Genomic DNA, 24,975 nt, shown 5'->3' with positions numbered 1-24,975 from the left:
TGGGAGAATCCGTTGCATTGGACGTGTTCTTCGTGACATAATCTCTTACGTGTGTATGCCTTTTCGTCGACGCGATTTTCGACGAGTGCTTGTTGTTCGTTCACTCAATACCGAAGGCCAATTCTAATGAACCAACGTCCTGCTTTATCCAAAGCCGAAATGGAAATTGCCAGGATCGTCTGGGACCTTCAAACTGCCACGGTTCGCGATGTTCTGGAGTCGCTGCCAGAAGGACGTGAGATCGATTACAAGACCGTGCAGACTTTCTTGAGACGCCTCGAAACCAAGGGCTATCTGACATCGAAGCGATCAGGAAGAAGTCTGCTTTACACGGCCAAAGTCCGCCCCAGCCAGGTCATCCATGAGACAGTCAAAGATTTCGTTGGGCGACTGTTCGACGGAGAAGCGCTTCCACTCGTGGAACATCTGATCCGGGAACAGGGATTGAAGGAAGACGACTTGCAACAGCTGAAGGACATGCTCTCGCATTTGGAATCGGAACAGACTATCCCCGAATGAGCGATCGTGTAATAGAACTGCTGTGGACTCAACTTTGGCAGATCACGCTGCTGATCCCCGTTGCCATCCTCACAGTCCGTACGTTGACCAAGCACGCCAGCCATTTCAGCTATGCGATCCTTCTTCTGATTCTCATAAAAACGGTGACTCCTCCGCTTTGGAGTTCACCGACTGGTGTGTTCAGCTGGGTGACTGCGAGTCGTCAAACCACAGCTTCGACATCACCCGAATCACCGAGTCCGACGCCAGCGACTCCAGCTGCCGAGACTCCATTCACTGAGAAGCTCTCCGAAGATCCCGAATCAGCGCTCGCGGTGTCTGCACCGGAGACAGCATCGACCGGGATGGTCGACGACTTGGCATCGATTGCCGAATCGGACGACGTTCTGCCATCTCAGAAATCCTCGCAAATCTCGTGGGTTCAGATTTCGTTGTTCGTCTGGTTTACAGGTGCGATCTCACTGATTGGATACCTGTTGGGAAAACTTGGGCAAATGCGGCGTTTCCATCAGGATACCCGCGTTGAGCCTTCAGACGATCTGCTGGAAGCGGTCGAAATCGTCTCAGCAAATCTGGGACTGACGAAAATTCCCCGCGTGCTCGTCACGCTTCATCCAAGCGTTCCGTTCGCAACGGGTGTCTTTCGGCCGTTTGTTGTTCTGCCTTCACATCTAGTCGACAAGACAACTCCAGAAGAAATGCGGCTCATTCTCGCTCACGAAATGACGCATCTCAGACGAGGAGATACGATCGTCGGCGTGCTTCAGCTCATGATTCAGACGATCTGGTGGTTTCATCCCTTTGTCTGGTGGCTGAATCGCGAAATGCGGCGTGTCCGCGAAGAATGCTGCGATCGCGATGTCGTCACTCAACTGCAATGTCGACCGGCGAGTTATGCACGGTGCCTCATTAACATGCTTGAGCTACACCAGAAGTTGCGGCACCAACCCGGACTCGCAGGGCTGAGTCCGCTCGAAGTTACACGACAGCGACTGCAAAAGATCATGCAGACGCAGGCGGAGGAGCCGCGAAACCATGGTCGCCTGCGGATATCCGTTCTGACCATTCTGCTTGCGTTGGTCATTCTGCCTGGCGCCCCGATTCAGGCACGTAGTGCTGCGGTCTCTGGAGAGATTGCTGCAGTGTCCGAAGAGAACATCCCAACCTCACAACAGCAGGAAAGCAGCCGCTCTACTGAGAATGAAGAGAACTCCGAAGAACCTCTGACACCATCGGATGTGAGTCCGTCAGAAGTTCAGCAGTCCAGGAACTCACAGCCTTCTCGCGAGAGAGATCTTGAGCTCAACTACGCCTGGAAGCGAGGGGACGTGCACCGCTATTCGTTGGAACTGACTGCGGAATATCCAACGCAGATTCATACGCATTCCGGGACGATTGCTTATCAAGTTGATGCCGTCGCTGCGGGACGTCCCGCTCTCAGTCTGTTGGAGACGTCTCTCAACAAAAACTCGGTGGCGAGAGAAGGTGTCTCGCTCCCAAGGATTTCTTCTCCTGTTGAACCTTCGGACCCAACAATCCCTCCATTTTCCTCAATGCGTCCGCCGTTTTCTCGCGGTCCATTTTCCTATCAGGATTCCATCGATCCCGAGACTGTCGAATTCGGTTCGGATCAATTCCGCGATCCGGAATCCGGGGTCTTGCCGTATCTTCTCGGGAATCTTGAAACATGGGTTTTCCCGCCAGTTCCGGGAAACGTCGGCCATACCTGGACCGATCATCAAACGCGGAAGGTTCGACTTGTCGCGTCTTCGTCAGGGAGTGTTGGCCGCGGTTCTCCGTTCGATTCGCAACCCGAGATGGAAATGTTGTTGCAGCTGACTCGAAGGGAAACCGTCTCGAGTTGGGATTCCGAGAAGATCGGAACTTCGACCGACTGGCATCTCCAATCGAACGATCAGGTCGATGGATCTCCACGTCGCGAGATCCATCTTCTGGGACGAACCACGTTCAACAGGCAGACTTCATTCGTCCTGTCAGGCCAGTACGAGGGGCAACTCATCGAGCGTGAACGGTTTCACGAGTATCGGATTCCTTTAAAGATTCAGGTCGTTCGATCAGAAAATCACGAAGACGAACGCTGATCAACTCGCGCGCAGACTTCTATCGATCAGCTGAAAATGTCTTATGCCGCTTCGTCTTCGGGGGCAGGGTGTTCCTGAGCGTGAAGAATTCGGCAGATCGGAACGGCAGCGACGGCACCAAGCGTCGTGGCGACGAGATAGACCCACAGGTCCGTCGTTTGTCCACTCACAACAGCTGGTCCGATGGATCGAGCCGGGTTCATCGACGCACCGCAGAGGGGGCCAGCAAACATGGCTTCGAATGCGACCACTCCTCCGATGGCAGCGCCCGCCATGATTCCTTTTTCTTTCGCCCCCGTTGATACGGTCAGGATGACGAACATCAGAATAAAGGTCAGCAGGAATTCAAAAACGAATGACGACCAGACACTCAGCGCGGGAAGGGTCGCCCCGAGAGTGGGATCGTCGGGAAAGACTGACTTCAACACGAGGCTCGCCGAAATCGCTCCGAGAATTTGAACGAAGATGTAGGGAATCGCTTGTTCAACGGGGAAGCGTTTGTCCACAGTGAAAGCAATCGTCACCGCCGGGTTGATGTGGCATCCCGAGATATCGCCGATCGCGTAAATCATCGCCATGACAACCAGTCCGAAGGTCAGCGCGATTCCGACGTGCGTGACGGCTCCGTCGGAGAACTGATTGATCACGATCGCACCCGTTCCTGAAAAAACGAGGCTGAACGTTCCAATGTATTCCGCGAGAATCTTTCTGCTCAACATGATGATGTCTTCTACTTATCGGGCGAGCGGCGGGAGAGTTCAAGAATTCTGGGATCAGAGAAGGTGACTTGCAGCCCGGTCGGCGTCAATAGAGGCGGTCATTCTCTCTTGAGCATTTGAATTGCAAGTTCAAAGCATATTCATCTTTAATGGGAAGCAATGCCCGCGAAGCATTTCGGCGTTGATTGAAAGAATCCCTTGCAGACGACTCGAGAATACTGATGAGATCGGTCGAACGATTGCCGCTTAAGCTTCTCGGATCTCATCGAAGTGGTCACTCATCGCGATGGACGGTTTCAGGTGAGAACGCAGGAAGACAGATGGCAAGATATTCGGCGCCTGCGTTTCCGGGCGTGCTGTAGCGAACCCACTCTCCTGGTTCGCAGATGACAGCTTGACCTGCTTGAACGCGCAACGTTTCCGTCTTCGATTCAATGACCAGTTCGCCCGACAGTACAACGGTCATTTCGCGGAATTGCGGAGTCTGCCCGGGTTCAACCCATCCTTCTGGAGACTTCATTCGAGCGATGCTGATCGAGTCGTCGCCCGAGTTAACTCGTCCAACAAATTCTTCGATGAGTTTTGGCTTGTTTCCAGCAGCTTCGACGACAGTTGGTGTTTCGATGAGTCGAGGCATGACAATCGCGGTCTCTGTTAGAATTCTTCAAACCAATGATCACTCAGCTGCTCAGTGGGTTCCACACAGCCTGGCGCCGAGGGCAATCGTTCAAGTGATCATCCCGGTCGAAACGAACTCGACTTGAGGGGAACCTGTGTCAAACTCGTCGAGTTTGTGTCTCTTAACAGCAAGGGATCTTCGCAAGCGATCGGACTGGACCCCACGTCTGTCAATTACGACTCATTTTCTAGAATCGGAACGTCGACGAAATAAACTTCCATGATGGTGTTCAGCTTGGTTGTTTCCAGAACTTCCGAGATATCGGGAGATGGATTGTAAAGATGAACAGCAACGTTTTGCTTCATGATGGAAGCAAGTAATCCGAGCAGTCCACTCGGAAGAAGTTTCACGCCAGTCAAATCGAAGGCGAGGACTTCGCAGTTCACGTTTTCGATCAGCTTCAGGATCTCGTCACGACAGACAGCAACGTTGACGGTATCGAGAACGTCACGTCCGCCAAACCCCACCACAGTGGTCGGTCCCACCGAGTAAACTTCAAGAATTGCGGTTTCTTCATTCATGAGGTGCTCTTGTCTATCGCAGAATTGAAAGGGCTCCTACGCATGTGAAGTGATGTGACAACGAACAGCCTGGCCACCACTCAACTCCCATAGCTCAGGGTACACTCTCATAGAAATGACTTCAAAGCAATGTGGAATTCCGACAGCAAAGTCTTCTCTCACGCGAAGTCGGCTCATGGTTCGACACTGACAACTTCTGGTAGTTGTTGTTGAGTTTCCATTGATTCGACAAGCTTGGGAGCAAGCGATAGTATAACAGCCTGTTGATATGAGTCTCACCATTCGTCCAGGAAAAATGAACATGGTGCGCGGAATTCTGGCTGTTGCGATCGTGGCTATTCTTTGCCCTTCCCAAGGCTTCGCGGAGTCTCTTGTCGGTTCAAAACCGAACATCATCCTCGTGATCACAGATGATCAGGGATACGCTCCGGTGGGTCGACACGGGCATCCGTGGATCGAAACTCCGAACATGGATCACTTTTATGATCAGAGCACACGACTGACGCGGTTTCTCGTGGCGCCAACGTGTTCGCCGACTCGCTCGGCGTTAATGACTGGCCGACACCCGATGCGAAACGGCGTCACGCACACGATTCTCGAACGCGAACGGATGACGCTGGACGCGGTAACGCTTCCCCAGGCGTTGAAGACTGCTGGCTACACTTCCGGGATTTTCGGGAAGTGGCACCTCGGTGACGAAGACGAGTACCAACCCCATCATCGAGGTTTTGATGAGGCCTTCATTCATGGAGCCGGAGGAATCGGTCAAGCCTACGATTGCAGCTGTGCCGATGCTCCGGGAAACAAGTACTTCGATCCTGTGATCAAACACAACGGTTCGTTTGTGAAGACGAAGGGATTCTGTACTGATCTGTTCTTCTCCGCAGCCCTGGGCTGGATCAATGAGATGAAGGACAAGGACGAACCATTCTTTGCGTACATCGCGACCAATGCCCCGCACGGTCCTTTCATCGCCCCACCTGAAAACGCTCAGCGTTTTCTCGATCTCGGATTCTCTGAAAAAGAAGCTGGCTTCTATGGGATGATCGAAAACATTGATGAAAATCTCGGTCGTCTTCTCAAGCAGGTCGACGAATGGGATCTTGCCAATGACACAGTAGTGATCTTTATGTCCGACAATGGAATGACTGGTGGAGGCTCCGGACGATTAGGAAAGATGATCGGCACGAGCCCCGAAGGAGAGAAGCTTTATCCTTACAATGCGGGGATGAAAGGTCTCAAAGGATCCGCAGACGAAGGCGGAGTTCGTGTTCCGTTTTTCATTCGATGGACGGGGCGGATTGAAGAAGGTAAAGACATTGATCGCATCGCTGCCCACATCGATCTGTTCCCAACATTGACGAGTCTGGCAGGAGCTGAGAACCCGGCAGGGCAGGTCGAAGGGCGAAGCCTGTTGCCGTTGATTGAAGACTCCGACGAGGAATGGAAAGGGCGACTTCTCTTCACTCACAAAGGTCGTTGGAAGACCGGGGAAGATCCCAATGAAAGTCAGTGGGGCAACTTCGCAGTCCGGAATCAGCGCTTTCGAATGGTCGGAAAAGATGCTCTCTACGACATGAAGAAAGATCCCGGACAGACCAGCAATGTGATCGACGATCATCCGGAAGTCGTGGAACGATTCACGAAAGCATACGATCGCTGGTGGAAGAAAACTGTTCCGATGATGGTCAACGAATCGGCTCCAATGTTGCCGTATCGACCGTTCCACGTTCAGTTTGAAGAGCAGTCAACGACTGTGGGGATTCCGGAATGGAAAGAACCGCAATTCTGATGAGTGACTAAGATTCTGAGATACCGGCGGTTCGGCACATCGGATTTTTCGAGCGTTGTTGTTCCGTCGGAATCGCAGAATTGTCGGCTGATGACGTATCAGCTCTGCAGGCCGATGTGATCTCGCACGCTTATGAGCGGCTGCACTTCATAATCTGGCCGGAAAAGAGACTCAATCAGATTCTTTTGAATCCTGTTGCGCCTGCTTCATCTCAAGATGTTTGATGGCAGTTCGAAGCTGATCAAGCAGTTCCTGAACTTGTGCCCGTTCGGCTCGAAGTTCTTCGCAAGCTTGATGAATCTCGGCAGCTGCGCTCGCGTTGACGTCTTGCTTCGAATCATCTGTTGAGGGAGCGTTCGTCTCACTCTCGTCGGCGCTTTGAATGCTCAAGATGTTCGAACCGTCCGGAAAAGCGAAGCCCGGGATTTCCATCTCGGGAGGAACTTCCTGTTCCATTCGTTGAATGTCATCTGCCTCAATCTGTGACCATGTGACCGGGCGGACCTTGAGGTTCAGGATTTCCTGTTTTCGGCGAATTTTGACGTCCAACTCGCGATCATGAAATTTCTCGATGATCTCCCGAAATTCGGGAATGGAACGAATGGGAGTTTTGTCCAGTTCCAGGAGTAAGTCGTGTTCAAGGATTCCCGCTTTGGCTGCGGGACCGTCCTCGAGAACGTGGATGATCAAGAATCCCACACCGTCTTCGATTCCCAGCAGTCCATGAAGTCCTTCGGGAAGCGGCTTCAAAACGGCTCCGACGACGATCCGGTTCTCGTCGACTGTCTGTTCCAGATTCTGAATATGAACTGCAGTGCCCGGTGAAGGGAGTTCGACAGGACGTCCTGAATCGATCCGAAACAGACGCGGTCGTCCGAATGAATCGAAGATCAGGATTTCTCGAATGTTTTCGGAGACTTCAGACAGTGCACTCGAATCGGAGGTCGTCTCAGAAGACTCCGGTTCAGAGGGTTGAGCGGCACTTAAATGTGCGGATCTGCCACCCCACAAGATTGGAACTGCTGCGAACAGAGCCAACATCAGACGTGTCTGCGTCCGTGTCTTGCGTGTTGTCAGCATCTGTCGAATCTCCTCTCTCGAGCGGTCACAAACTTCATTCGCTGTTCATTCAAGCATCGGTCAGTCGTGAATGTGTCATCGAAACGTTTAGTTGCTTCACAACGTTCAACTGCTCCACAAGGAATGGTGATGAGTGAAGCGACGAATGCCTGGTCCTGTGTTTGGTTCAGCGATGATTTGTTCAGCGACGATTTATTGTACGGCAGGCACCACCTGAACGTTATGTCCCGGAATAATCGCCTGACGGCCGTTCCCCAGATTCACACGAAACGAACGCTGCGGGCTTCTCTTCAATTCGTAACCACTTCTCTCCATTTGTTCGCGCCAGTCCAACGGGACATCCTGGTTGGTAAACGGAACAAGGGAACGGTTGGGAGATGGTTCGTTTTGATTCTTAACAAGGTGTGTGAAGTCGGGAACTCCACTGGGAACCTGTCCCGGAGGAAGCTCGTTTCTCCCAGCACCCTGATTCAGGCCCCATCCTCCGTTCCGAAGCGGATGTCCTGTTCCGACAGCAATGGCTCCGGATTCAATTCCATCTTTAATCGCTCCGAGATCAAACGTTCCCCGAGGCTGTGACGGGTCGACAGCTTGAATCGACGGAGACGAATTAGACGCTAAGTGAACGCCAAATCCTCCGGAGAACAGACCGATCATCAAACTTGCTGCGACAAGTGGCAGGATTCGATGCAATCCGGAAGTGCTGCTTCGACTCTGTTCCGAGGAATTGATCTTGGTTGCTTCGGGCGATGGAGAAGCTGAGGTCGCTTCCGGACTGAATTCCGGTGCGACGGATTTTGTGCCTTGAGCGATGGGCTGTTCGGATCGTTGTTGCAGAGCGGTGCGGAACAGCTGGTTTTCCAGGTACTCGATCGCCAGCTTTCTCCATCCCGACTGGTTCGGCGCAGCATCCAACTGACGGATCAGTTCAATTTGTTCCGGTTCACTGAGCTCACCATCCAGGCAGCGTTGAATTACTACATCATCAATTTTCATCAGACATCTTCCTCAGAGTACTGAGCAAGGAGACTCCTTAATCGTTTCTTGGACCGAACAAGTCGATGCTCAATTGTATTCTTCGAGACCCCCAGGTTTTCTGACAAATCCTGATAAGTCCAGTTTTCGACGTACTTCAAATGAAGGATTTCCCGGTCGAGTTCGCCGAGGTCAGCGAGCGCCTGTCGAAGAACTTCTGCGCGTTCCGTTCTCACCAGAAACGCCAATGGGTCATCTTCCACCGCGAAGTTTGATCGGGGAGTTAACGCCTGATTGTTCTCAACCAGACGTCGATAGCGTCCCGATTTTCTTCGATACTGCAAAACCTGCCGAATCGCGACGCGGTACAGCCAGGAACGTGCCTTTGTCAAATCCGAGGGACGCAAATCACGACGGCTGACAGCGACACTGAGCTCCTGAAAGACATCATCGACTTCTTCAGTGGAATGGAGACGATTACGTAGCACTCCACGAAGCCAGTTCTCATTCTCTTCCAGTAGACGGATCCAGAATAAGTCCTCAGTTTCGTGTGATTGAGTTGCCGCAATCTTCTCTGCCACCTCGATCATGTCTCCTGAATGGTTGCCGCCGGACAGAATGTTCTGACGCTTTTCTGACAAATTCTAACGATTTGTGTCGAGATCGCGACACCTTACGGAACTCGGAGTCAAAGCCACCAATGGAGGAAATGGGGACTTCTGCATGCAGGTTCCGCCAAAGAACTGTGTCAACTGGTGTGTGGAGCATGGCGGTGCTGCCTGCGACCTTCTTCGCGGAAATTCGGTTGCCCTTCCGGATTGAGAGTCATTAGTCCTGACTTTCAAAAGACTTATGGGGAATCGTGTTCGGGGAATACGACTTCCGTGCGTGTTAAACTTTTCCGGTAATAGCGATTATTTTCGAACTGCCCGGCAAACATGATGTCGAATCACTCATTTTCGTGTCGAAAACTACTATGGACGCAGAAGTGCGCCAGATGTGTGAACTTCTATAAAGATCGAGACGAAGTGGACGACCGACTAGTGGATGGATCCATGAGGAGAGAATTCGAACATTCTGCGCGTCCGATTCTGATCATTCGTATCATTGCGTTTGCGGCCGCTGTGACTGTTGGGTTCGGAGATCGAGGGCAACTTGAAGCTCAACAGGTACAGACGAAAGTTTCTTCTCTCGTGGAAGAAGTCGTCAGCGCCGAGGTTGAGCTTGAAGTCAGCAAACGACGCTCGAAAATCCTTCGAATGAAGAAGGATATCTTCCGGGCTGCTGTGGCGGACCCCACGATTCTCGAGTTTGTGGCGTTCGGAACGCGGGAAATTGAAATCATCGGGAAAGAGACTGGCAGCACCACGGTAACTCTGTGGCTGGGAGACGAACTCGATCCGACGCTGCTCAGTATGCTGGTGACGGTTGTGAAAGACGACGGAGTCGATCGACAACGTCGATTGGAGTATCACGAGCTTCAGTCGATGATCAATGAGATGTTTCCGGATAGCAGGGTTCAACTGATTCCGATCGCGGATAAGCTCATCATTCGCGGACAGGCACGCGACGAACAGGAAGCTGTTCAGATTCTGGCAGTCATCGGTGAGAACGCTGGAAACGCAACGAACGGCCAGTTGAATACGCTTCTCTCTTCAACAACCGCCGCGCAACCATTTCCGGATGCCTCTTATCTGCCCGAAGTTCGACTTGTCAATCTTCTGGAAGTTCCCGGAGAAAAGCAGGTGATGTTGAAGGTTCGAATCGCAGAATTGCAGCGATCGGCAGGCAGAGAACTGGGGGCCGACATCGGGTTCGATATCAAAGAATTCATGTTCTCCAGCATTCTCTCTGGCGGCGGAAACGTTTTGTCGACGGGGACCTTCTCTGATGGAAGTTTCGAGGTGGTTCTCAAAGCCCTCGTGACGAATGGCAATGCGAAGATCCTTTCAGAACCGAATCTGGTTGTCCTCAGTGGTGAGTCGGCAACATTCCTGTCCGGCGGTGAGTTTGCCGTTCCAACGGTGGTTGGAGTGGGAGGGGCTCAGGCTGCAACGACGAGTTTTCGAGGGTTTGGAACGTCGGTCGACTTTACACCGACAGTGCTTGATAAAGACCGCATCCGCCTTCGTGTCGCTCCGTCGTTTTCGACGTTGAACAAATCGAACTCCGTCCAGGGAATCCCGGGCGTTGACACTCGCTCCACAAGCACCGTCGTTGATTTGCGAGAAGGGCAGACGCTTGCCATCGCAGGTTTGATTCAGGAACAACAAAGTGCGGAGTCGACTCGCCTTCCGTTTCTGGGAGAAATTCCCGGTCTCAATATGATCACCGAATCGAAGTCGGTTTCACGAGATGAGACCGAGCTTTTGATCCTCGTTTCTCCGGAACTTGTCCATCCACTGGAACCCGATCAAGCGCCTCAAATTCTTCCGGGAATGGAAGTGACAGAACCCAACGATCTCGACTTCTTCTTCTTTGGAGACCTCGAAGGTCGCAACGAAAGTTTTCACAGAAGTACGGTCTGGCCATTGTATAAAAGCCGGATGAAACGTTGTGGATATTTCGAGTGCGAGAAACATCATCAGTCTTCTTCGTACTTCCTGAACGGGGCACATGGATTCAGCCAGTAGAACACTTTTCGAAAAGAGCCTTTACGAATTCGCACGAGCCAGCAAAACGGAACCCGTGCCAATCAGTCCTAACGAGTGCAGGCACGAGCAACATGCTCTTACTCTCGACGGCGTGCTTCTCAGTCTGAGGAACTTCAAAACTATGAGCACAATGCGAATTCAAACATTTGCAGCCATTCTGACAGCCTCCGGGATGCTCGCGGGATGCACGTCATGTGAGAAATGTGCGGACATGGGTGATATCACACCGCAGCCGCTCGGGACCTTGTCCGATCCGGTTTGGCAGCAGCAAGAGTCAAACGCCGAAGCTTCTGACTTCGTGATCTACGAACATGAATGGAACGGAAACAGCGTCGATTTGAATCTTGCGGGAAAAGATCACGTCAAGCAGATAGCAGCCCGCATCGAGTCGACTCCGTATCCGGTCATTATCGAACGCAGTTCAATGAGCATCGATCCAGAATCGGAGTTTCGTTATCCGGTGAACAACAACCGTGAACTCGACGAGCATCGGCGTCAACTCATCGTGGATGCACTGACTGCGATGGGGATGTACGAAGCGGAGAATCGTGTCGTGGTCGGCCCGGCGCTGACTCCCGGATTCACGGGGCCACAAGCTCAACGAGCCTATGCGAGAGGAATGAGTTCGCAATCAGGTTACGGTGGCAACTACGGCGGCGCGTATGGGGGCGGCTTCTCCGGAGGAGTCGGCGGGTTTTAGATGATCCGTGTCCCTATCAATTCAGCGAGAACTTGTCCTTTCAGTCATTGTGTTTTTTGTTTTGCCTGATCCGTTCGTGCGTCAATGTCCCGACGCTTCGAACGATCACCGATCTCCGCACCGATTCCGTCAGAGATTGAAATGAAACAGCATCCAGGATCACATCTGTGAGAATTCGTGAAACGAAGAACAAGGGTGAGTCCTCAATGTTCCCGTCAAAACTTCCGGCATACACATTGTTGATTGCGTCTGTGACGCTGATTTCCTTCGGAGCGGGATGTTCGCTGTATTCGAACAGCGTGGTCACTGCGACACCGGAAGGCGCGAAGATGTCTTCAGAGTCGAATCTGAAGTTCAGCATTGCTCGCGCGAAAGAATCTGACGACGACTTACTCACCGCTCTCGATATCTATCGGGAACTTTACACTTCGAACCCTGAAGACCCATCCATCGCGCACAGGCTTGGTGTCACTCTCGTTCGGACAGGCGAGATCGAAGAAGGCATTACCTATTTGCTGGAAGCGGATTCGATGGCTGTGCGAAACCACGAAGTCAAAACTGATCTCGGCTATGCGTATCTCTTGTCGGGAGACTTCGCACTGGCCGAAGAATTTCTTCGAGAAGCCCTCAACATTCACCCGGAAGATGAACGGGCAGTGAACAATCTCGCGCTGGCAGTTGGATCACAGGGACGAATCAGCGAAGCCTACTCTCTTTACAAAAGTGTCATGTCGGAAGCTGAGGCCAACTCGAACATTGCTTACATCCATGCCCAGCGAGGAGAGACTGACCTCGCACTGGCCCGATACAACAGTGCTCTCTCAGTGAATCCCAAGTTGACGAACGCCGCTGAGGGCATCGTGCAAGTTCTCGAGCTTCAAACACTATTGGCTCAACATTCTCCGTCCACGGAAGACAAGTCTCCGATTCAACTCGTTCATGCGGAATCAGAATCGCAGGAATAGCGGTTCCTTCAACTGTTCCTTCGGTGATTCCGCGTTGACGCGATCGCTTTTCGAGCATCGATCTCTTTCAGAGGCACTCGCTCGTGCCTGTCCTTCAAGCGTTCAAAAAGTCAGCCAATATCGGTCAGCGCACCCTGACTTGCTGAATTTCCGAATCGAACGGTGAATTCGTCCCGCACTCGTGACCTGAACAGCGGTGAAGCTATAATGAGGCCGGAGGAAAATATGCGAGACAACAACTTAATGCCAATTGTGGATGAACCAGTCGGGATCTATGAAGACCCGTTGGATTTGATGGACGAGATTGATCGTCTGAAGAAAGCCAAGGACGCCACAATCCTGGCCCACTATTACGTCGATGGAGAAATCCAGGACGTTGCCGATTTTACCGGGGATTCACTACAGCTTGCACGCGATGCAGCTCGGGTCGAAACATCGACGATTGTGTTTTCCGGAGTTCACTTCATGGCGGAAACGGCAAAAATGCTGAATCCGTCAAAGACCGTTCTGCTCCCGGATCTTCAGGCGGGATGTTCGCTTTCTGACAGTTGTCCTGCTGATCAGTTGGCCGCCTATCAGAAAAAGCTGAGAGAAGAGGGACGCGATTTTCAGACCGTCGCCTACATCAACACTTCTGCAGCTGTGAAGAGTCTCTGCGACTGGATTGTTACCAGCGGGAACGCTCGCGAAGTCGTTGAAGAGCGAGTTCCGAAAGACAAGGAAATTCTCTTCGTTCCGGACCAGCATCTCGGCCGCTATCTGGTTGAAGTGACCGGACGCGAGATGATTCTGTGGCCCGGATCGTGCATGGTCCACGAAGTGTTCAGCTTGCAGGATCTTATTCGAGCAAAGAAAAGCACGCCCGGATCGGTCGTCATCGCCCATCCCGAATGCCCGCAGAATATTCTCGAAGTCGCCGACTTTATCGGCGGAACGGAACGGATGAAGCAGTATTGCGCCTCAATTCAGGAGCCCACAAAATTCCTCGTCGCAACTGAAGCCAATATGATCTATCCGCTCGAGAACGCAGCTCCTCAACACGAGTTCATTCCAGTTCCGGGAATCATGACCGACACCGGAGAGACCTGCGCCTGCAATCGTTGTCCTCATATGGCACGAAATACTCTGGCGAAGGTCCGGGACTGTCTCAAGCGAGGGAAACCCGAAATCGAATGGCAACCGTATTTCGATAAAGCTCGGGAAGTCGTGACACGAAGTCTGTTGCAGTAATATCCGATCAGGAGGAACATTCCGCCTCACAGACTGACATTCCGGTGCGATCGTCGATCATTGGAGATGTGACTGCGGCAGAGAGACGATTCCTCGCGAGGCGACAGCTCATTCCAACTTGAGTGGACCCGGACACAAGACAGGAGTCAGATTGACGGAACGTGGAGAAAATCGAATGGTAGACTTGTACGCCCTCGATTGTCTGCCATCATGGATACGCCGCGCTACGCCGATAACGGAAATATCCCGAGATGACATCTCTCGACGTGATGAGAAAGCAATAAAAGACACGCCATGGCCGAATCGCTGACAATCACTGACAATCGCACCGGAAAGACCTACGAACTTCCGGTAGAGAATGACACCATTCGCGCCCTCGATCTTCGTCAAATCAAAGTCAAAGAAGACGATTTCGGATTGATGACCTACGATCCGGGATACACCAACACGGCCTCTTGCAAGAGTTCGATCACGTATATTGATGGTGAAAAAGGAGTTCTCGAATACCGTGGATTCCCGATCGAAACGCTCGCTGAGAACAGTTCGTTCACCGAAGTGGCCTATTTGCTGCTAAACGGACAGCTTCCCACGTCCGACGAACTCTCCGTCTGGCGGGACGACATCAACCACCACACGGTCGTTCACGAAAACATCAAACGGCAGATGGAGTCATTCCGGTATGACGCCCATCCGATGGGGATGATGATCAGCACGGTCGCTGCTTTGTCGACATTCTATCCGGAAGCAAAGAACGTCCAGGACCCTGAGAATCGCAAGCTGCAGATTCAGCGTCTGATTGCCAAAGTCCCTACCATCGCTGCGTTCACTTTTCGACACAGCCAGGGCCATCCTTACATTTACCCAAACAATAAGCTGAGTTATTCGAAGAACTTCCTGAATATGATGTTCAGGATGATCGGAAACGACTACGAGCCGAACGAAGCGCTCGTCAAAGCTCTCGATATTCTGTTCATTCTGCATGCCGATCACGAACAGAACTGTTCAACAAGCGTGATGCGGGCGATCGGGTCATCAGAAGCCGATCCCTATTCCGCTTGGGCAGGGGCTGCGGCCGCTCTGTACGGACCACTGCACGGAGGGGCGAATGAAGCTGTCCTTCGAATGCTGACCGAAATCGGCCATGTCAAAAACGTTCCGGAATATGTCAGTCGCTGCAAGAATGGTGAATTGCGTCTGATGGGATTCGGCCATCGCGTCTACAAGAACTACGACCCTCGAGCCCGCATTATCAAAAAATGTGCGGATGACGTTTTCGAAGTGACCGGCCGAAATCCGTTGCTCGATGTTGCTTTGGAACTTGAGAAGATCGCACTCGAAGATGAGTACTTCGTCAAGCGAAAACTGTATCCCAACGTCGACTTCTATTCCGGATTGATCTATCAGGCGATTGGTCTTCCCGTCTCACTCTTCCCTGTGATGTTCGCCATTCCACGAACAGTCGGTTGGCTGGCACAATGGGCAGAAATGATGACGGACAAAGACCAGCGTATTCAGCGGCCACGGCAAGTCTATCTGGGTGAACGCAACCTCGATTTTGTGCCGATCTCAGATCGATAACACTGAGGTGCCCCCACGTTCTCGGCAGTCGATTGAGTCTGCCGAATCGACAAGGTTTTCCGAATTCGCAGTGTCGTGCTTGCGTCGTGATTGTTCCGCCGTAACGGGAGTTCCTCATGACAGAGCTTCGAGGATTCGCAATCACAATGGCTTCTGCAATTGTAGGAGCCGTGTTGGGGGCGGGGATCGGGTGGATGGTCGCTTCTTGGACGCCGACGTACTATCGCACAGTCTTTGGCCTTCCGGATGCGACACTCGAAGAATTGCGGGAATTAGGGACCGGAGTCGGAATGCTGCAGGGCCTCGGGACTGGAATCGCCGTCGGGCTGATCGTTGTCCTGATTGTCGCCTGGTATGAAGTCCGACGTCTCGCTTCGCAGCCGACCCCGGACGAATCTTCCTAGCGTTCCGGACGTCAGTTCTTCGATTCATTCTCTTTCGAAATTCCATCCCTTCTTTCGGGATGATACGGAATCACGGTCGATTCGATGATGCCAACACGGATTCCGTTCGGGCAACTTGCCTCTTGATGGCGTCGAGGAATTTCCCGGAAAATTGACATTCGTTTTCGCATTGAGGTATACTGATCAGTAAAGGAGAGCGGGAGAACTGCTCTTCTTCCCACCTGAACTGAACGATCATCGACTCTTGTCGTCGTGATTTCTGTTTTGCCTCCTTCCTTCTTCACCGGAGCAGAGACAGACACTCGGCAACACATTCAAGTTTCCCACCTCAGCCTGGATTTAGAACGATGTTGACCCTCCTCGGAAACCGCACACCGATGTGCGACGCACTTTCCCGACGTTCTTTTCTCCGGATCGGAAGTTTGGCACTCGGCGGGCTGACACTTCCGCAGATTCTCAAAGCGGAACAAGCCAGCCGCAATCCCGCTTCCAGCAAGGGGATCATCATGATCTTCCTTCCGGGCGGTCCCCCTCATCAGGATATGTGGGACATTAAGCTTGATGCTCCCTCTGAGGTGCGAGGTGAGTTTGTCCCGATTCAGACAAAAGTCCCCGGCGTCGACATTTGCGAAATGTTCCCGAAGCTTGCCTCCAACGCGGACAAGCTGACTTTCATTCGATCCATCGTGGGAGCTTCAGGACACCACTATGCCTTTCAATGTTTGACGGGCCATCATACTGCCAACCAACCCCCCGGTGGATGGCCGGCTCTCGGCTCGGTTCTTTCCAAGGTGTATGGTCCCAAAGACCCGGCCGTTCCCGCGTATGTTGGGCTTTCTCCCAAAACGAGACACGTCCCCTGGGGTGATAACGGTCAGCCAGGATTCCTCGGTGTGGCGCACGCACCGTTTTCACCGCATGGGGACGGCGCAGCTGATCTCGTACTGAATGGAATCTCGAACGACCGTCTTGCGAGTCGACAGCAGGTTCTCAAGTCGTTCGATCGCTTCCGAAGACAGGTCGACCAGAACGGAATGATGGAAGGTCTCGACGCGTTCAATCAGCAGGCGTTTGGGATCTTGACGTCCAGCAAACTCGCCGACGCTCTCGATCTCGAGCAGGAACCGCAGGCGGTTCGGGATCGCTATGGATACGGAGAAGACAAGCTTCAGTTCGACGGAAGCACACGTTTGCTGACGAACTTCCTGAAAGCAAGACGACTGATTGAGGCGGGAGTCCGCTGCGTTTCATTGTCGTTCAGCCGATGGGACTGGCACGGCGGGAACTTCACCCGAGCGAGACAAGACATGCCGATGCTTGATCAGGCTGTCAGTGCATTGATCGAAGATCTCGACGGACGCGGAATGCTGGAAGATATTTCGGTTGTCGTTTGGGGAGAATTCGGAAGAACACCGAAGATCAACCCACAGGGTGGCCGCGATCACTGGCCTCGTGTCTCCTGTGCAATGCTTGCAGGCGGAGGCATGAAACATGGTCAGGTGATCGGAGAAACGAATCGTCTCGGCGAAGAGCCTTCAAAACGACCAGTCCACTTCCAGGAAGTCTTTGCGACTCTCTACAAGTCGCTCGGCATCGATGTGGATCAATTGACGCTCGATGACTTCCAGGGACGTCCGCGATTTCTGATCGATCAGAACAGCCATCGCCCAATGCCTGAGTTAATCAGCTAGAGCGTTGCTCTTGCCTGTGCGATGCCCCGAATTCTTTCCCTGTGGTCGACGCTGCGCGTGCTGGTGGAACTTCCATCAAGCAGCATCGAAGAATGCCCTCGATCGCATTTCCTCCGCTCGGGAATTCGATCAGGGAATCGTGGCAATCAGATCGTCGATGAGTCGGAGAAGCAATTCTGTTGTGACCTGGATCGAGACTTGATCTCGCCCCGGTTGACCTTTGATGGACTTGAATCGTTTCAGGGTGAATGTCCCTGATCCGACCGTCGAGAGCATGATCTCAAAGAATTCCGTACCCGTGGGGAGTTGGGTCGGCGGAGTCGATCGAATCAGAACTTGCCCTGTTGCCGGATCGAACTCGAGCGGTCCAATATTCTCCATCAGGTAGGTGATTCGCTGACTCAAGTCGCTGGCCCACTGCTTCAGTACGTCAAAAGCAGCCGACTGAAGTTGAGGCACGAACAGGGTCAGTTCTGAGAACTCAACGCTCATGGAATCAACGGCGGTCACGTCGACGGTGAGAACCAGTCCCGTTGAATCCGTCGCACGAACCTGATTCGGAAAAGTTGCGCCGGCCTGTCGAAGAACATTCAATTCTTTCTCGACATCATCGCGTAGAGCCATCGTGAATCGATCCTTTGTCTTATCAGCTTCGTAATGAACCTCGAGTAAGCGTCTCTCTGTTCAGTTCACTTTCTCAATTGGCTTGAGTTGTCAGGACTCGTGCAAGTTGATGGAGTCCGGATGGACGAAAGTTCGCCGAAAGAAATCACTCTCCTCAATCGGACTCTCAGAGAATTCGTTCCCAGATCTCCGATCGCGGAAGGCTGTCACTTGCTCACTATGCTACCAAAGCCCGACCAGGAATCACTCCGGCAACAGCCAAACATTTCGATTTCCGCATTCTGGCGAGTATCGAGAAGAGATCTCGACTGCAAATTTCGGTGAGCGGCAAACTCAGTTCCGGGCAACTGGTTCGGCGAATTCGAAGTTGTGATCACGCTTCGCGCATTGGGCCAATTCCCTCGTCCATTGTGGCAACTCGAATTTATTTAAACCTCAATAATGGCTCGCCTATCGAGGAAGACGTGAATTGCATCCTTCAGTTCGCGGCATGAGAAGTGCTTCTCCTCAGTGCGGTCGCTGTAATTGCTGTTTTATTCAGCGATCCGTTCGCATCCAAACTGACATCCTGGTCGATCAGCGAACAGATCATTCAACCAGAAAGCAATGATGGAGAATTCAAGATGAACCTCGATTCCCTGATGAAGCTCTACGTCCATGAACTCAAAGATCTCTACAGCGCTGAAAACCAACTTGTTGAAGCTCTCCCGAAAATGGCCAAAGCTGCGAATGACGACGATCTGAAATCTGCGTTCACTGAACATCTATCCGAAACAAAGAATCAGATTCAGAGATTGGAGAAGATCTTTAAGCAACTCGAATTCGAGCCCGGTGGCCACAAGTGTGCAGGAATGGAAGGACTCATCACGGAAGGGGAACATCTCATCAAAAGTGATATTTCTTTCAATGTTCTCGATGCCGCTCTCGTTGCTGCTGCGCAGCGAGTGGAACATTACGAAATGGCCGGCTACGGAACTGCCAGAACATATGCCGAAAAACTGGGACGCCAGAACGACTCTGACCTCTTGCAGGAAACACTCAATGAAGAAGGTCACGCCGATCAGCTTCTGAGTCGCCTCGCAGAACGGCGCATCAACTTTCTCGCGATGGATCGGTGAATCTTCGCGTGAAAGAAAAGTGAACCATCCCGAACAACTCACCCTCTATTGATTCTCAACCTGAACAATTGAATTGGGAATTGTGATTGGGCAATTGAGAATGAAGATGTCTTCACGCGAGAGCGGACCGGCTTTGGAAGTGATCATTCAGTCAATCGGTGGTTGTCGAAATCAAAGAACGCTCCCAACATGTGTCGGGAGCGTTCTTTGATTTTGAACATTGTTATTGGAAACCCGCACGAAACCGGAACAGTCGTCAACGCAAACATTTTATGATCCGGTCACGTGTGTCTCGCGAGGATCAGTTGCGTTTTTCCTTGAGGGTCTGCAAGTAATCCACCAGATCCACGAGTTCTTCGACGGTCATCAGTTTCTGGAGGTCTCCGGGCATCAGTGAGATATCCTGCTTCTTCTTCGCTTCGATCGACACGATAGGAATCGTTCGGATGATCCCTTTTTCGTCTTTCAGCTTTAGTTCTGTATCCGACTCACTGACAAGCAATCCGGAATAGACCTGTCCCTCGAGTGTGAGGACCATCCAGTTCTCGTAGTTGTGGCTGATGCCAGCGGATGGGTAGAGGATCGATTCGAACATTGCCGGCCGGCTCAGCTTCTTGCCGATCTCTGAAAGGTCAGGGCCGACCTCCTGTCCGATGCCGTTGACCTGATGGCATTTGTTACAGGTTCCGGTGGTGTGAAAGACGACACGTCCGTTGGCGATATCCCCGCTCATCTCCACAAGTTCGCTCATGGAAGGCAGGGGAGTTGTGTCTTTTCCGGGAGGAGGTGGGAACACTTTCGCTGCTGGTTCGCGGATGGATCGCCACTGAGCGGAATTCAGAGTCGCTGCCAGAACGTCTTTGATTTGAGGAGAGAATTCTCCGTTCTGCGCCATCTCCAGAAGTTGCTTCGCTCCGGGAAGAGCTGCGCCGAGTGCTTTGACAGCTCCGCGGCGAGCGAACAACGGCTGAGAGTCGTCGCGGAGAATTGCGAGCAGCGGGCCATTACTCCGCCCGTCGGCTGTTGTCTCCAAAGCTGTCAACGTTTTTTCGACGGTCTCGCGGTCTTCACTGGTCAGTGCCTGCGAGATTAATTTGAACTGCTTGTGGTTGTAGAGTGTTTGAATCGCTTCAACAGCCATTTGGCTGACTGGATCGTCCTGAGCCATCTTGAGCAGGTCACTGAAGCGATCTTCCACTCCGAATTTGTCGACCAGTTTCACAAACTGAGTGGTACCGCGATTGGCGTCGAGTGACTGGCGAAGTGCGGCGGCATATTTGGGATTTGAACTGATGTCAAAACCCTGCATTCGGTTCAGTGCCTCAGCTCGAATCAAGGCCGATTGAGACGGATCGAGGCCGTTCACCTCGTCAAATGCAAGTTCGAGGAGGACAGGTTTTCTGGCTTCGGCATCCTGAAAATCCATCGCCCGGAAATATCGCGTGACGTCGGCTGTCGAGGATTCCGGATCACGAATGATCTTCGCGAGCAGTTCCGGGGTCCGCGTTCCGCGCGAACGCCAGATGATCTCACGACCGGCAGCGGAATTCAGGTCACCTCCCTGGTCGACGAAAGCGTCAAGGCATTCATCCCATTGCCCCTCTGCTGCGATTCCGAGTGCTTCCAGGTACCAGCGGTCTTCTCCGTCGTAACCCGTTGCAAGACGCCCCCACAGTTCAACTTCGTGTGGAACGTCGATGTCACGAATGGTGATCAACAGCTCCCGTGCAAGTGCATCGTCCATGTCATTCAGGGAAACTCGCCCTTCGTACTTCTCCTGGGGAATCACGTCGAGAATTTGACGAGCAAGCCGGATCGCGGTGATCTGGATATCGACGTCGGCGTCGTGCATTCCGGCAAGGACGTATTCGAGTCGTTGATCAGCACTAATGTTTAACTTGCCGATTGCCCACAAAGCTCGAGCTCTCAAATATGGTTTGTCAGAGTTCCAGAGTTTTCGAAGTTCCGGAAGTGCATCCTCTCCCATTTCCATCAGTGCTGTGAAGCCGAGGTATCGACGCGACATGTTCGGGCTGCTGAGGGCAGCGACGGCTCCTGCGGGAGTCGAAACGTCAAGCGGACTGACGGTGTATTTGGCTTCAAGTCCTTCTCCTTTGGGGACAACCCGGAACAATCGGCCACGTTCGATGTCCTGCATCCGGTGACCACCAACGCCCGGATCGTACCAGTCCGCGACAATCAGTGATCCATCCGGAGCGACGCAGACATCGGACGGGCGAAACCATTTGTTTGCGGTTCCGTCGAGGATGTCGACAGTCTCGGCGACATACCCGGCTCCCGATCGTTTCGTGATGTAGGCGCGACAGATGTTCGGACCGGCATCACAATGGATTGGCTGGCCGCGGAACACTTCGGGAAGCAGTTCTCCTTCGTAATGGCAGATTCCAGTCGGAGCACCCTGACCGGTTTGAAGCAAGTTCGGAACCACTCCGGGATCGTTTAAGTGCCAGTGCCGCAGTGGAATCTCATCGTTCCAGCCGGTGCGGTATTCTCTCCATCCGGCTCCGGTCATTTCATCTTTGTAGCCATAGTTCCCGTATGGCATCACATAGTTGATCCGCACCCCGCGGTTCCCGTCGTCGTCATTGTCCGATTGCCACATCGTTCCGAATGAGTCGACGCAGACTTCCCAGTTATTGCGGAAGTTCCAACCGAGAGTCTCCATCTCGGATCCGTCGAGGTTGCAGCGGAAAACCATTCCTTCCTGATAGGGGTTGCGCGAGTTATTAATCACGTTGCCTGCGCGATCGACGATCAGTTCGCCATTCTTGTCGCGAATCTGTTTTCCTTCATTCCCGAAGTTGAAGTACAGCTTCCCGTCGGGACCGAAGTGAAACGCATGAATTCCGTGGTCGTGCTGGGCTCCGCTGATTCTGCAGAAGAGTACTTCCTTGCGATCAGCTTTTAAGTCTCCATCGTCGTCGATGAGGAAGAATACGGAATCATTCGCCGAGACGAGTGCTCGTAATCCGACACCATCGGGAGTTGGAAGGATGAGGATCCCGTGTGCGGAGTCAACGTCGTGTCCTTCAAAAAACACGGTGTACTGATCGGCTTTCCCATCGGAGTTGGTGTCTTCGAGAACGAGGATTCGGTCACCCTGTTTTCGATCGCCGATGACGTCCGCATTTCGGAACGCACGATAGTTGACTGCTTCACAGACCCAGACCCGGCCGAGATGATCGACATCGATGGACGCTGGATTGGTCATCATCGGTTCCGAAGCGAAGAGAGTCACAGCGAGGTCATCATGGACCTTGAGTTGCTCAACGGCGAGATCGGACTCATGACTTTGTGTGAGCGCAGCTCCTTCATTTGAGGTCACCTTGGCGAGGAACTCTTTCGACGGTCGAGCGTCTGTGAAGACGAAAAACTGCACGCTGGTGGCGTTTCCGCCGCCTTGATCCGTTCCGCCGTTGTCCAGTCCCCCCCGGACGGTAAACTTCTTGAACGTGTGACCTTTGGGAAGTTCATATTCGATGATCGAGTTGGCATGTGTCCCGATTCCGTCAGCAACAGGCTTGCCATTGATTTTGAGTTGCCCGCCGCCTGCGTTTTTACCAACGCTCACCTGACCCCAATCGGACGTGGCGGCCTTCCATTTCAATTCTGTCAGTTTCTTGGATGTGCCATCTCCGACAAGTTTCGGCTCGGCCCAGTCTGCCCAGTCGCACGAATAATTGTCCCCGCCATCGGTGACGATGAGGAAAAGTTTCGATGCACCCGCAATGTTCGCTTCCAATGTTTCGGCATGACCGGTGGTTTGCGAAGTGATCACCTTCGAAGCTGCGGCTGGCTTATCGCTGACCTGATCTGAAGACTTCTTCTGGTTTGCAGCGACGGGCTCACGATTTTTCCGAGGCTTGGCCTTCGTGTTCTTGCGATCAGGCTTCGGGTAATCCTGGTTCGCTTCGAGTTCTTCCTGTGTCGGCGTAGGTGAGTTGATGCCTTCGGCGGGAACCTCGGCATTGGCTGTCCAGAGAATGGCGTTCAAGACGACCTTGCGAAAATTGTCGTCCTGCCAGTTCTTATGGAAGTGCCCTCCGGTAAAACCGAATCCTCGTCCTTTGCCATCCTTTCTATCGTATGCCCATGCAACGTGTTGTGGTTCTTTGCGTTCAAGAACCGCCTCTCGGACATATGGGTTTCCGGAATGGTGTCCGTCAGGACGGTTCAGGGAATCACGTGGCGGTAAGTCCGACAGGATGGGGGTGACTCCTTCCATCTCCGGCTGAAACCGCATGTGGTAATACCACTCATCGTTCATTTCGAACGGTTCGACTCCATTCGAAATAGGATGGTCGGGGAACTCGTCGAATTTGGCCAGCCAGTGCGGATTAACAGACCAGTCGATCTCAAAGTATCCGCCGATCCAGTCGAGAAAATGTTCGCCCGGAGCACCAGTCACAGTTTCGACAGCGTAGTGCAGACAGACGAGACCGACGCCGCGCTCTTCGACGAGACGGTCGAAGTCTTCAAGTCGATCATTTAAGTAGTGACGTCCGCCTCCATCACAATAAGAAACGACAGTGTCTGCATTATCGAATGCGGTCGGATCTTTCGGCCATCCGTTGGTATAGACAGCAGAGACAACTTTCGCGTTTGATTCGGCAAGCTTCTTCGCGAGCAGTTTGCAGCCCGCATTATGCTCATGCGAGAAATAACCATGGCTCGGGGTGCCAGCGACGAAGACAACTTTCTTGTAGCCATCCTGAAGTGGCAATCGCTTCAATTGGATGTCTTTGAATTCGATCTTCATCGGTGGTCCGCTGTGCAATTGCAAAGCCAACACTCCGGACCGATCGAGGCCATTGGGATCATTGTCGGTGACGTCTGCGGTGACATGACCATTGATCTTGAGGATCAATCGATTCCCTTGAGCAGTGATCGAGTACTCGTTCCAGTCTTCGAGATCAATCTTCTGGAAGAGTTCCGCAGGGTCGGCAACTTGTTCGGAGACGACTTTTCCGTCTTCGGTGACAGTCGATTTGTGTCCTCGTTTCGCGAGCGGTCCGCGTTTGGTCGCTTCGTCGTAAAGGGAGCCAATCCACTCCCCAGCTCGGTCGATGTCTGCCTGATATCCGATGACATGCCCGTCATCGCGAAGCGCCCCTCGGAATTGAATTCCGCTGTTCGCCCTTTCAGTTCCGGAGATTCGAAACTTCAAGCGAAGTTCGAAGTCGTCAACTTCGCCCTGATCCCAGACGAGAAAGGTATTGTTATTGAGGGGCTGATCGGAAGTTGATTCACCAACGATGGCACCGTCGAAAACCTTCCACCAGCCGTCCTCGCCTTTCCACCCGTTGAGAGTCTTCCCATCGAAGATCGGACGAAAACCGTCATCAGCACTATTCGCCCGGTTCGTCACGCAGAAAGCGAACGAGCACATTAGCAGACTTAACGTCATCAAATGCTTCATCGACAACCTCATACTGTCATTTCTCTGATCGAACTCACGGCGCTGCCGCCGCTTCGAAATATGTTCAGGAATTGATTCGTTTTCGAGATTGTAGAGAACGACGTTGGTTGGCGCCTACCAGACAGAAGTTTCACTTTCCGCCGACAACCAAACATTCTTAGTGGACTTGAAGAATCGCGTCGCT

The 24,975-nt window shown here is 52.6% G+C and carries 19 protein-coding genes; 11 read left to right on the top strand and 8 right to left on the bottom strand.

Going from position 1 to position 24,975, the window contains the following annotated elements:
* Window positions 1–126 precede the first annotated feature (126 nt).
* Window positions 127–519: a BlaI/MecI/CopY family transcriptional regulator gene (locus KOR42_RS01010; protein WP_146506767.1), complete on the top strand. Its 393-nt coding sequence runs from the start codon at window positions 127–129 to the stop codon at window positions 517–519.
* Window positions 516–2,621 carry a M56 family metallopeptidase gene (locus KOR42_RS01005; protein WP_146506766.1) on the top strand — a complete coding sequence of 702 codons (2,106 nt, stop codon included), beginning with the start codon at window positions 516–518 and terminating at the stop codon, window positions 2,619–2,621. The genes KOR42_RS01010 and KOR42_RS01005 overlap by 4 nt, the downstream gene beginning before the upstream one ends.
* Window positions 2,622–2,662: 41 nt before the next feature.
* Here KOR42_RS01005 and KOR42_RS01000 read toward each other — a convergent pair whose 3' ends face one another.
* From KOR42_RS01000 to KOR42_RS00990, 3 genes are all read right to left on the bottom strand, one after another.
* Complete coding sequence (locus KOR42_RS01000; protein ID WP_197440751.1) at window positions 2,663–3,340, bottom strand: MIP/aquaporin family protein; 678 nt, start codon at window positions 3,338–3,340, stop codon at window positions 2,663–2,665.
* Between the two features lie 274 nt (window positions 3,341–3,614).
* The gene (locus KOR42_RS00995; RefSeq protein WP_146506764.1) at window positions 3,615–3,977 is read right to left on the bottom strand and encodes a cupin domain-containing protein; all 363 of its coding nucleotides are present in this window, start codon (window positions 3,975–3,977) and stop codon (window positions 3,615–3,617) included.
* A gap of 215 nt (window positions 3,978–4,192) precedes the next feature.
* A complete protein-coding gene (locus KOR42_RS00990; RefSeq protein ID WP_146506763.1) occupies window positions 4,193–4,540 on the bottom strand; it encodes an STAS domain-containing protein in 348 nt (115 codons plus the stop codon).
* Between the two features lie 301 nt (window positions 4,541–4,841).
* Here KOR42_RS00990 and KOR42_RS00985 point away from each other — a divergent pair, with 301 nt between their 5' ends.
* On the top strand, window positions 4,842–6,332 hold the full coding sequence (locus tag KOR42_RS00985; protein ID WP_231740566.1) for an arylsulfatase: 1,491 nt from the start codon (window positions 4,842–4,844) through the stop codon (window positions 6,330–6,332).
* Window positions 6,333–6,503: 171 nt separating this feature from the next.
* Here KOR42_RS00985 and KOR42_RS00980 read toward each other — a convergent pair whose 3' ends face one another.
* The 3 genes from KOR42_RS00980 to KOR42_RS00970 all read right to left on the bottom strand — a co-directional run bounded on the left by KOR42_RS00980 (window position 6,504) and on the right by KOR42_RS00970 (window position 8,968).
* Window positions 6,504–7,412, bottom strand: coding sequence for a PDZ domain-containing protein (locus KOR42_RS00980; protein WP_146506762.1), 909 nt, complete (start codon window positions 7,410–7,412; stop codon window positions 6,504–6,506).
* A 192-nt stretch (window positions 7,413–7,604) separates the two neighbouring features.
* Window positions 7,605–8,408, bottom strand: coding sequence for a hypothetical protein (locus KOR42_RS00975; RefSeq protein WP_146506761.1), 804 nt, complete (start codon window positions 8,406–8,408; stop codon window positions 7,605–7,607).
* Complete coding sequence (locus KOR42_RS00970) at window positions 8,408–8,968, bottom strand: RNA polymerase sigma factor (RefSeq protein WP_197440749.1); 561 nt, start codon at window positions 8,966–8,968, stop codon at window positions 8,408–8,410. Before KOR42_RS00970 ends, KOR42_RS00975 begins: the two co-directional genes overlap by 1 nt.
* A gap of 474 nt (window positions 8,969–9,442) precedes the next feature.
* Between KOR42_RS00970 and KOR42_RS00965 the strand changes: the two genes are divergently transcribed.
* The 7 genes from KOR42_RS00965 to KOR42_RS00935 all read left to right on the top strand — a co-directional run bounded on the left by KOR42_RS00965 (window position 9,443) and on the right by KOR42_RS00935 (window position 17,609).
* Entirely contained in the window at window positions 9,443–11,020 is a 1,578-nt protein-coding gene (locus tag KOR42_RS00965) for a type II and III secretion system protein family protein (protein WP_231740564.1), read from the top strand.
* Between the two features lie 142 nt (window positions 11,021–11,162).
* Window positions 11,163–11,741, top strand: a complete 579-nt coding sequence (locus tag KOR42_RS00960) for a hypothetical protein (protein ID WP_197440747.1) — start codon at window positions 11,163–11,165, stop codon at window positions 11,739–11,741.
* A 206-nt stretch (window positions 11,742–11,947) separates the two neighbouring features.
* Window positions 11,948–12,706 (top strand): tetratricopeptide repeat protein, encoded by a 759-nt coding sequence (locus KOR42_RS00955; RefSeq protein ID WP_146506757.1) that lies wholly within the window; start codon window positions 11,948–11,950, stop codon window positions 12,704–12,706.
* Between the two features lie 225 nt (window positions 12,707–12,931).
* Window positions 12,932–13,936: a quinolinate synthase NadA gene (nadA, locus tag KOR42_RS00950; protein WP_231740562.1), complete on the top strand. Its 1,005-nt coding sequence runs from the start codon at window positions 12,932–12,934 to the stop codon at window positions 13,934–13,936.
* Window positions 13,937–14,230: 294 nt separating this feature from the next.
* The gene (locus KOR42_RS00945; protein ID WP_146506756.1) at window positions 14,231–15,514 is read left to right on the top strand and encodes a citrate synthase; all 1,284 of its coding nucleotides are present in this window, start codon (window positions 14,231–14,233) and stop codon (window positions 15,512–15,514) included.
* Between the two features lie 116 nt (window positions 15,515–15,630).
* On the top strand, window positions 15,631–15,918 hold the full coding sequence (locus tag KOR42_RS00940) for a hypothetical protein (RefSeq protein WP_146506755.1): 288 nt from the start codon (window positions 15,631–15,633) through the stop codon (window positions 15,916–15,918).
* Window positions 15,919–16,265: 347 nt separating this feature from the next.
* Window positions 16,266–17,609 (top strand): DUF1501 domain-containing protein, encoded by a 1,344-nt coding sequence (locus KOR42_RS00935; protein WP_146506754.1) that lies wholly within the window; start codon window positions 16,266–16,268, stop codon window positions 17,607–17,609.
* A gap of 129 nt (window positions 17,610–17,738) precedes the next feature.
* Here KOR42_RS00935 and KOR42_RS00930 read toward each other — a convergent pair whose 3' ends face one another.
* On the bottom strand, window positions 17,739–18,233 hold the full coding sequence (locus KOR42_RS00930; RefSeq protein ID WP_146506753.1) for a hypothetical protein: 495 nt from the start codon (window positions 18,231–18,233) through the stop codon (window positions 17,739–17,741).
* Between the two features lie 623 nt (window positions 18,234–18,856).
* Here KOR42_RS00930 and KOR42_RS00925 point away from each other — a divergent pair.
* Window positions 18,857–19,351 (top strand): YciE/YciF ferroxidase family protein, encoded by a 495-nt coding sequence (locus KOR42_RS00925; RefSeq protein ID WP_146506752.1) that lies wholly within the window; start codon window positions 18,857–18,859, stop codon window positions 19,349–19,351.
* Between the two features lie 301 nt (window positions 19,352–19,652).
* Here KOR42_RS00925 and KOR42_RS00920 read toward each other — a convergent pair whose 3' ends face one another.
* Window positions 19,653–24,779: a PVC-type heme-binding CxxCH protein gene (locus tag KOR42_RS00920; RefSeq protein WP_231740561.1), complete on the bottom strand. Its 5,127-nt coding sequence runs from the start codon at window positions 24,777–24,779 to the stop codon at window positions 19,653–19,655.
* Between the last annotated feature and the right edge of the window lie 196 nt (window positions 24,780–24,975).

The organism is Thalassoglobus neptunius, from assembly GCF_007859735.1.
Taxonomy (GTDB): domain Bacteria; phylum Planctomycetota; class Planctomycetia; order Planctomycetales; family Planctomycetaceae; genus Thalassoglobus; species Thalassoglobus neptunius.
The sequence above is the reverse complement of the archived record's forward strand: the minus strand, read 5'-3'. Positions and strand labels throughout refer to the sequence as shown.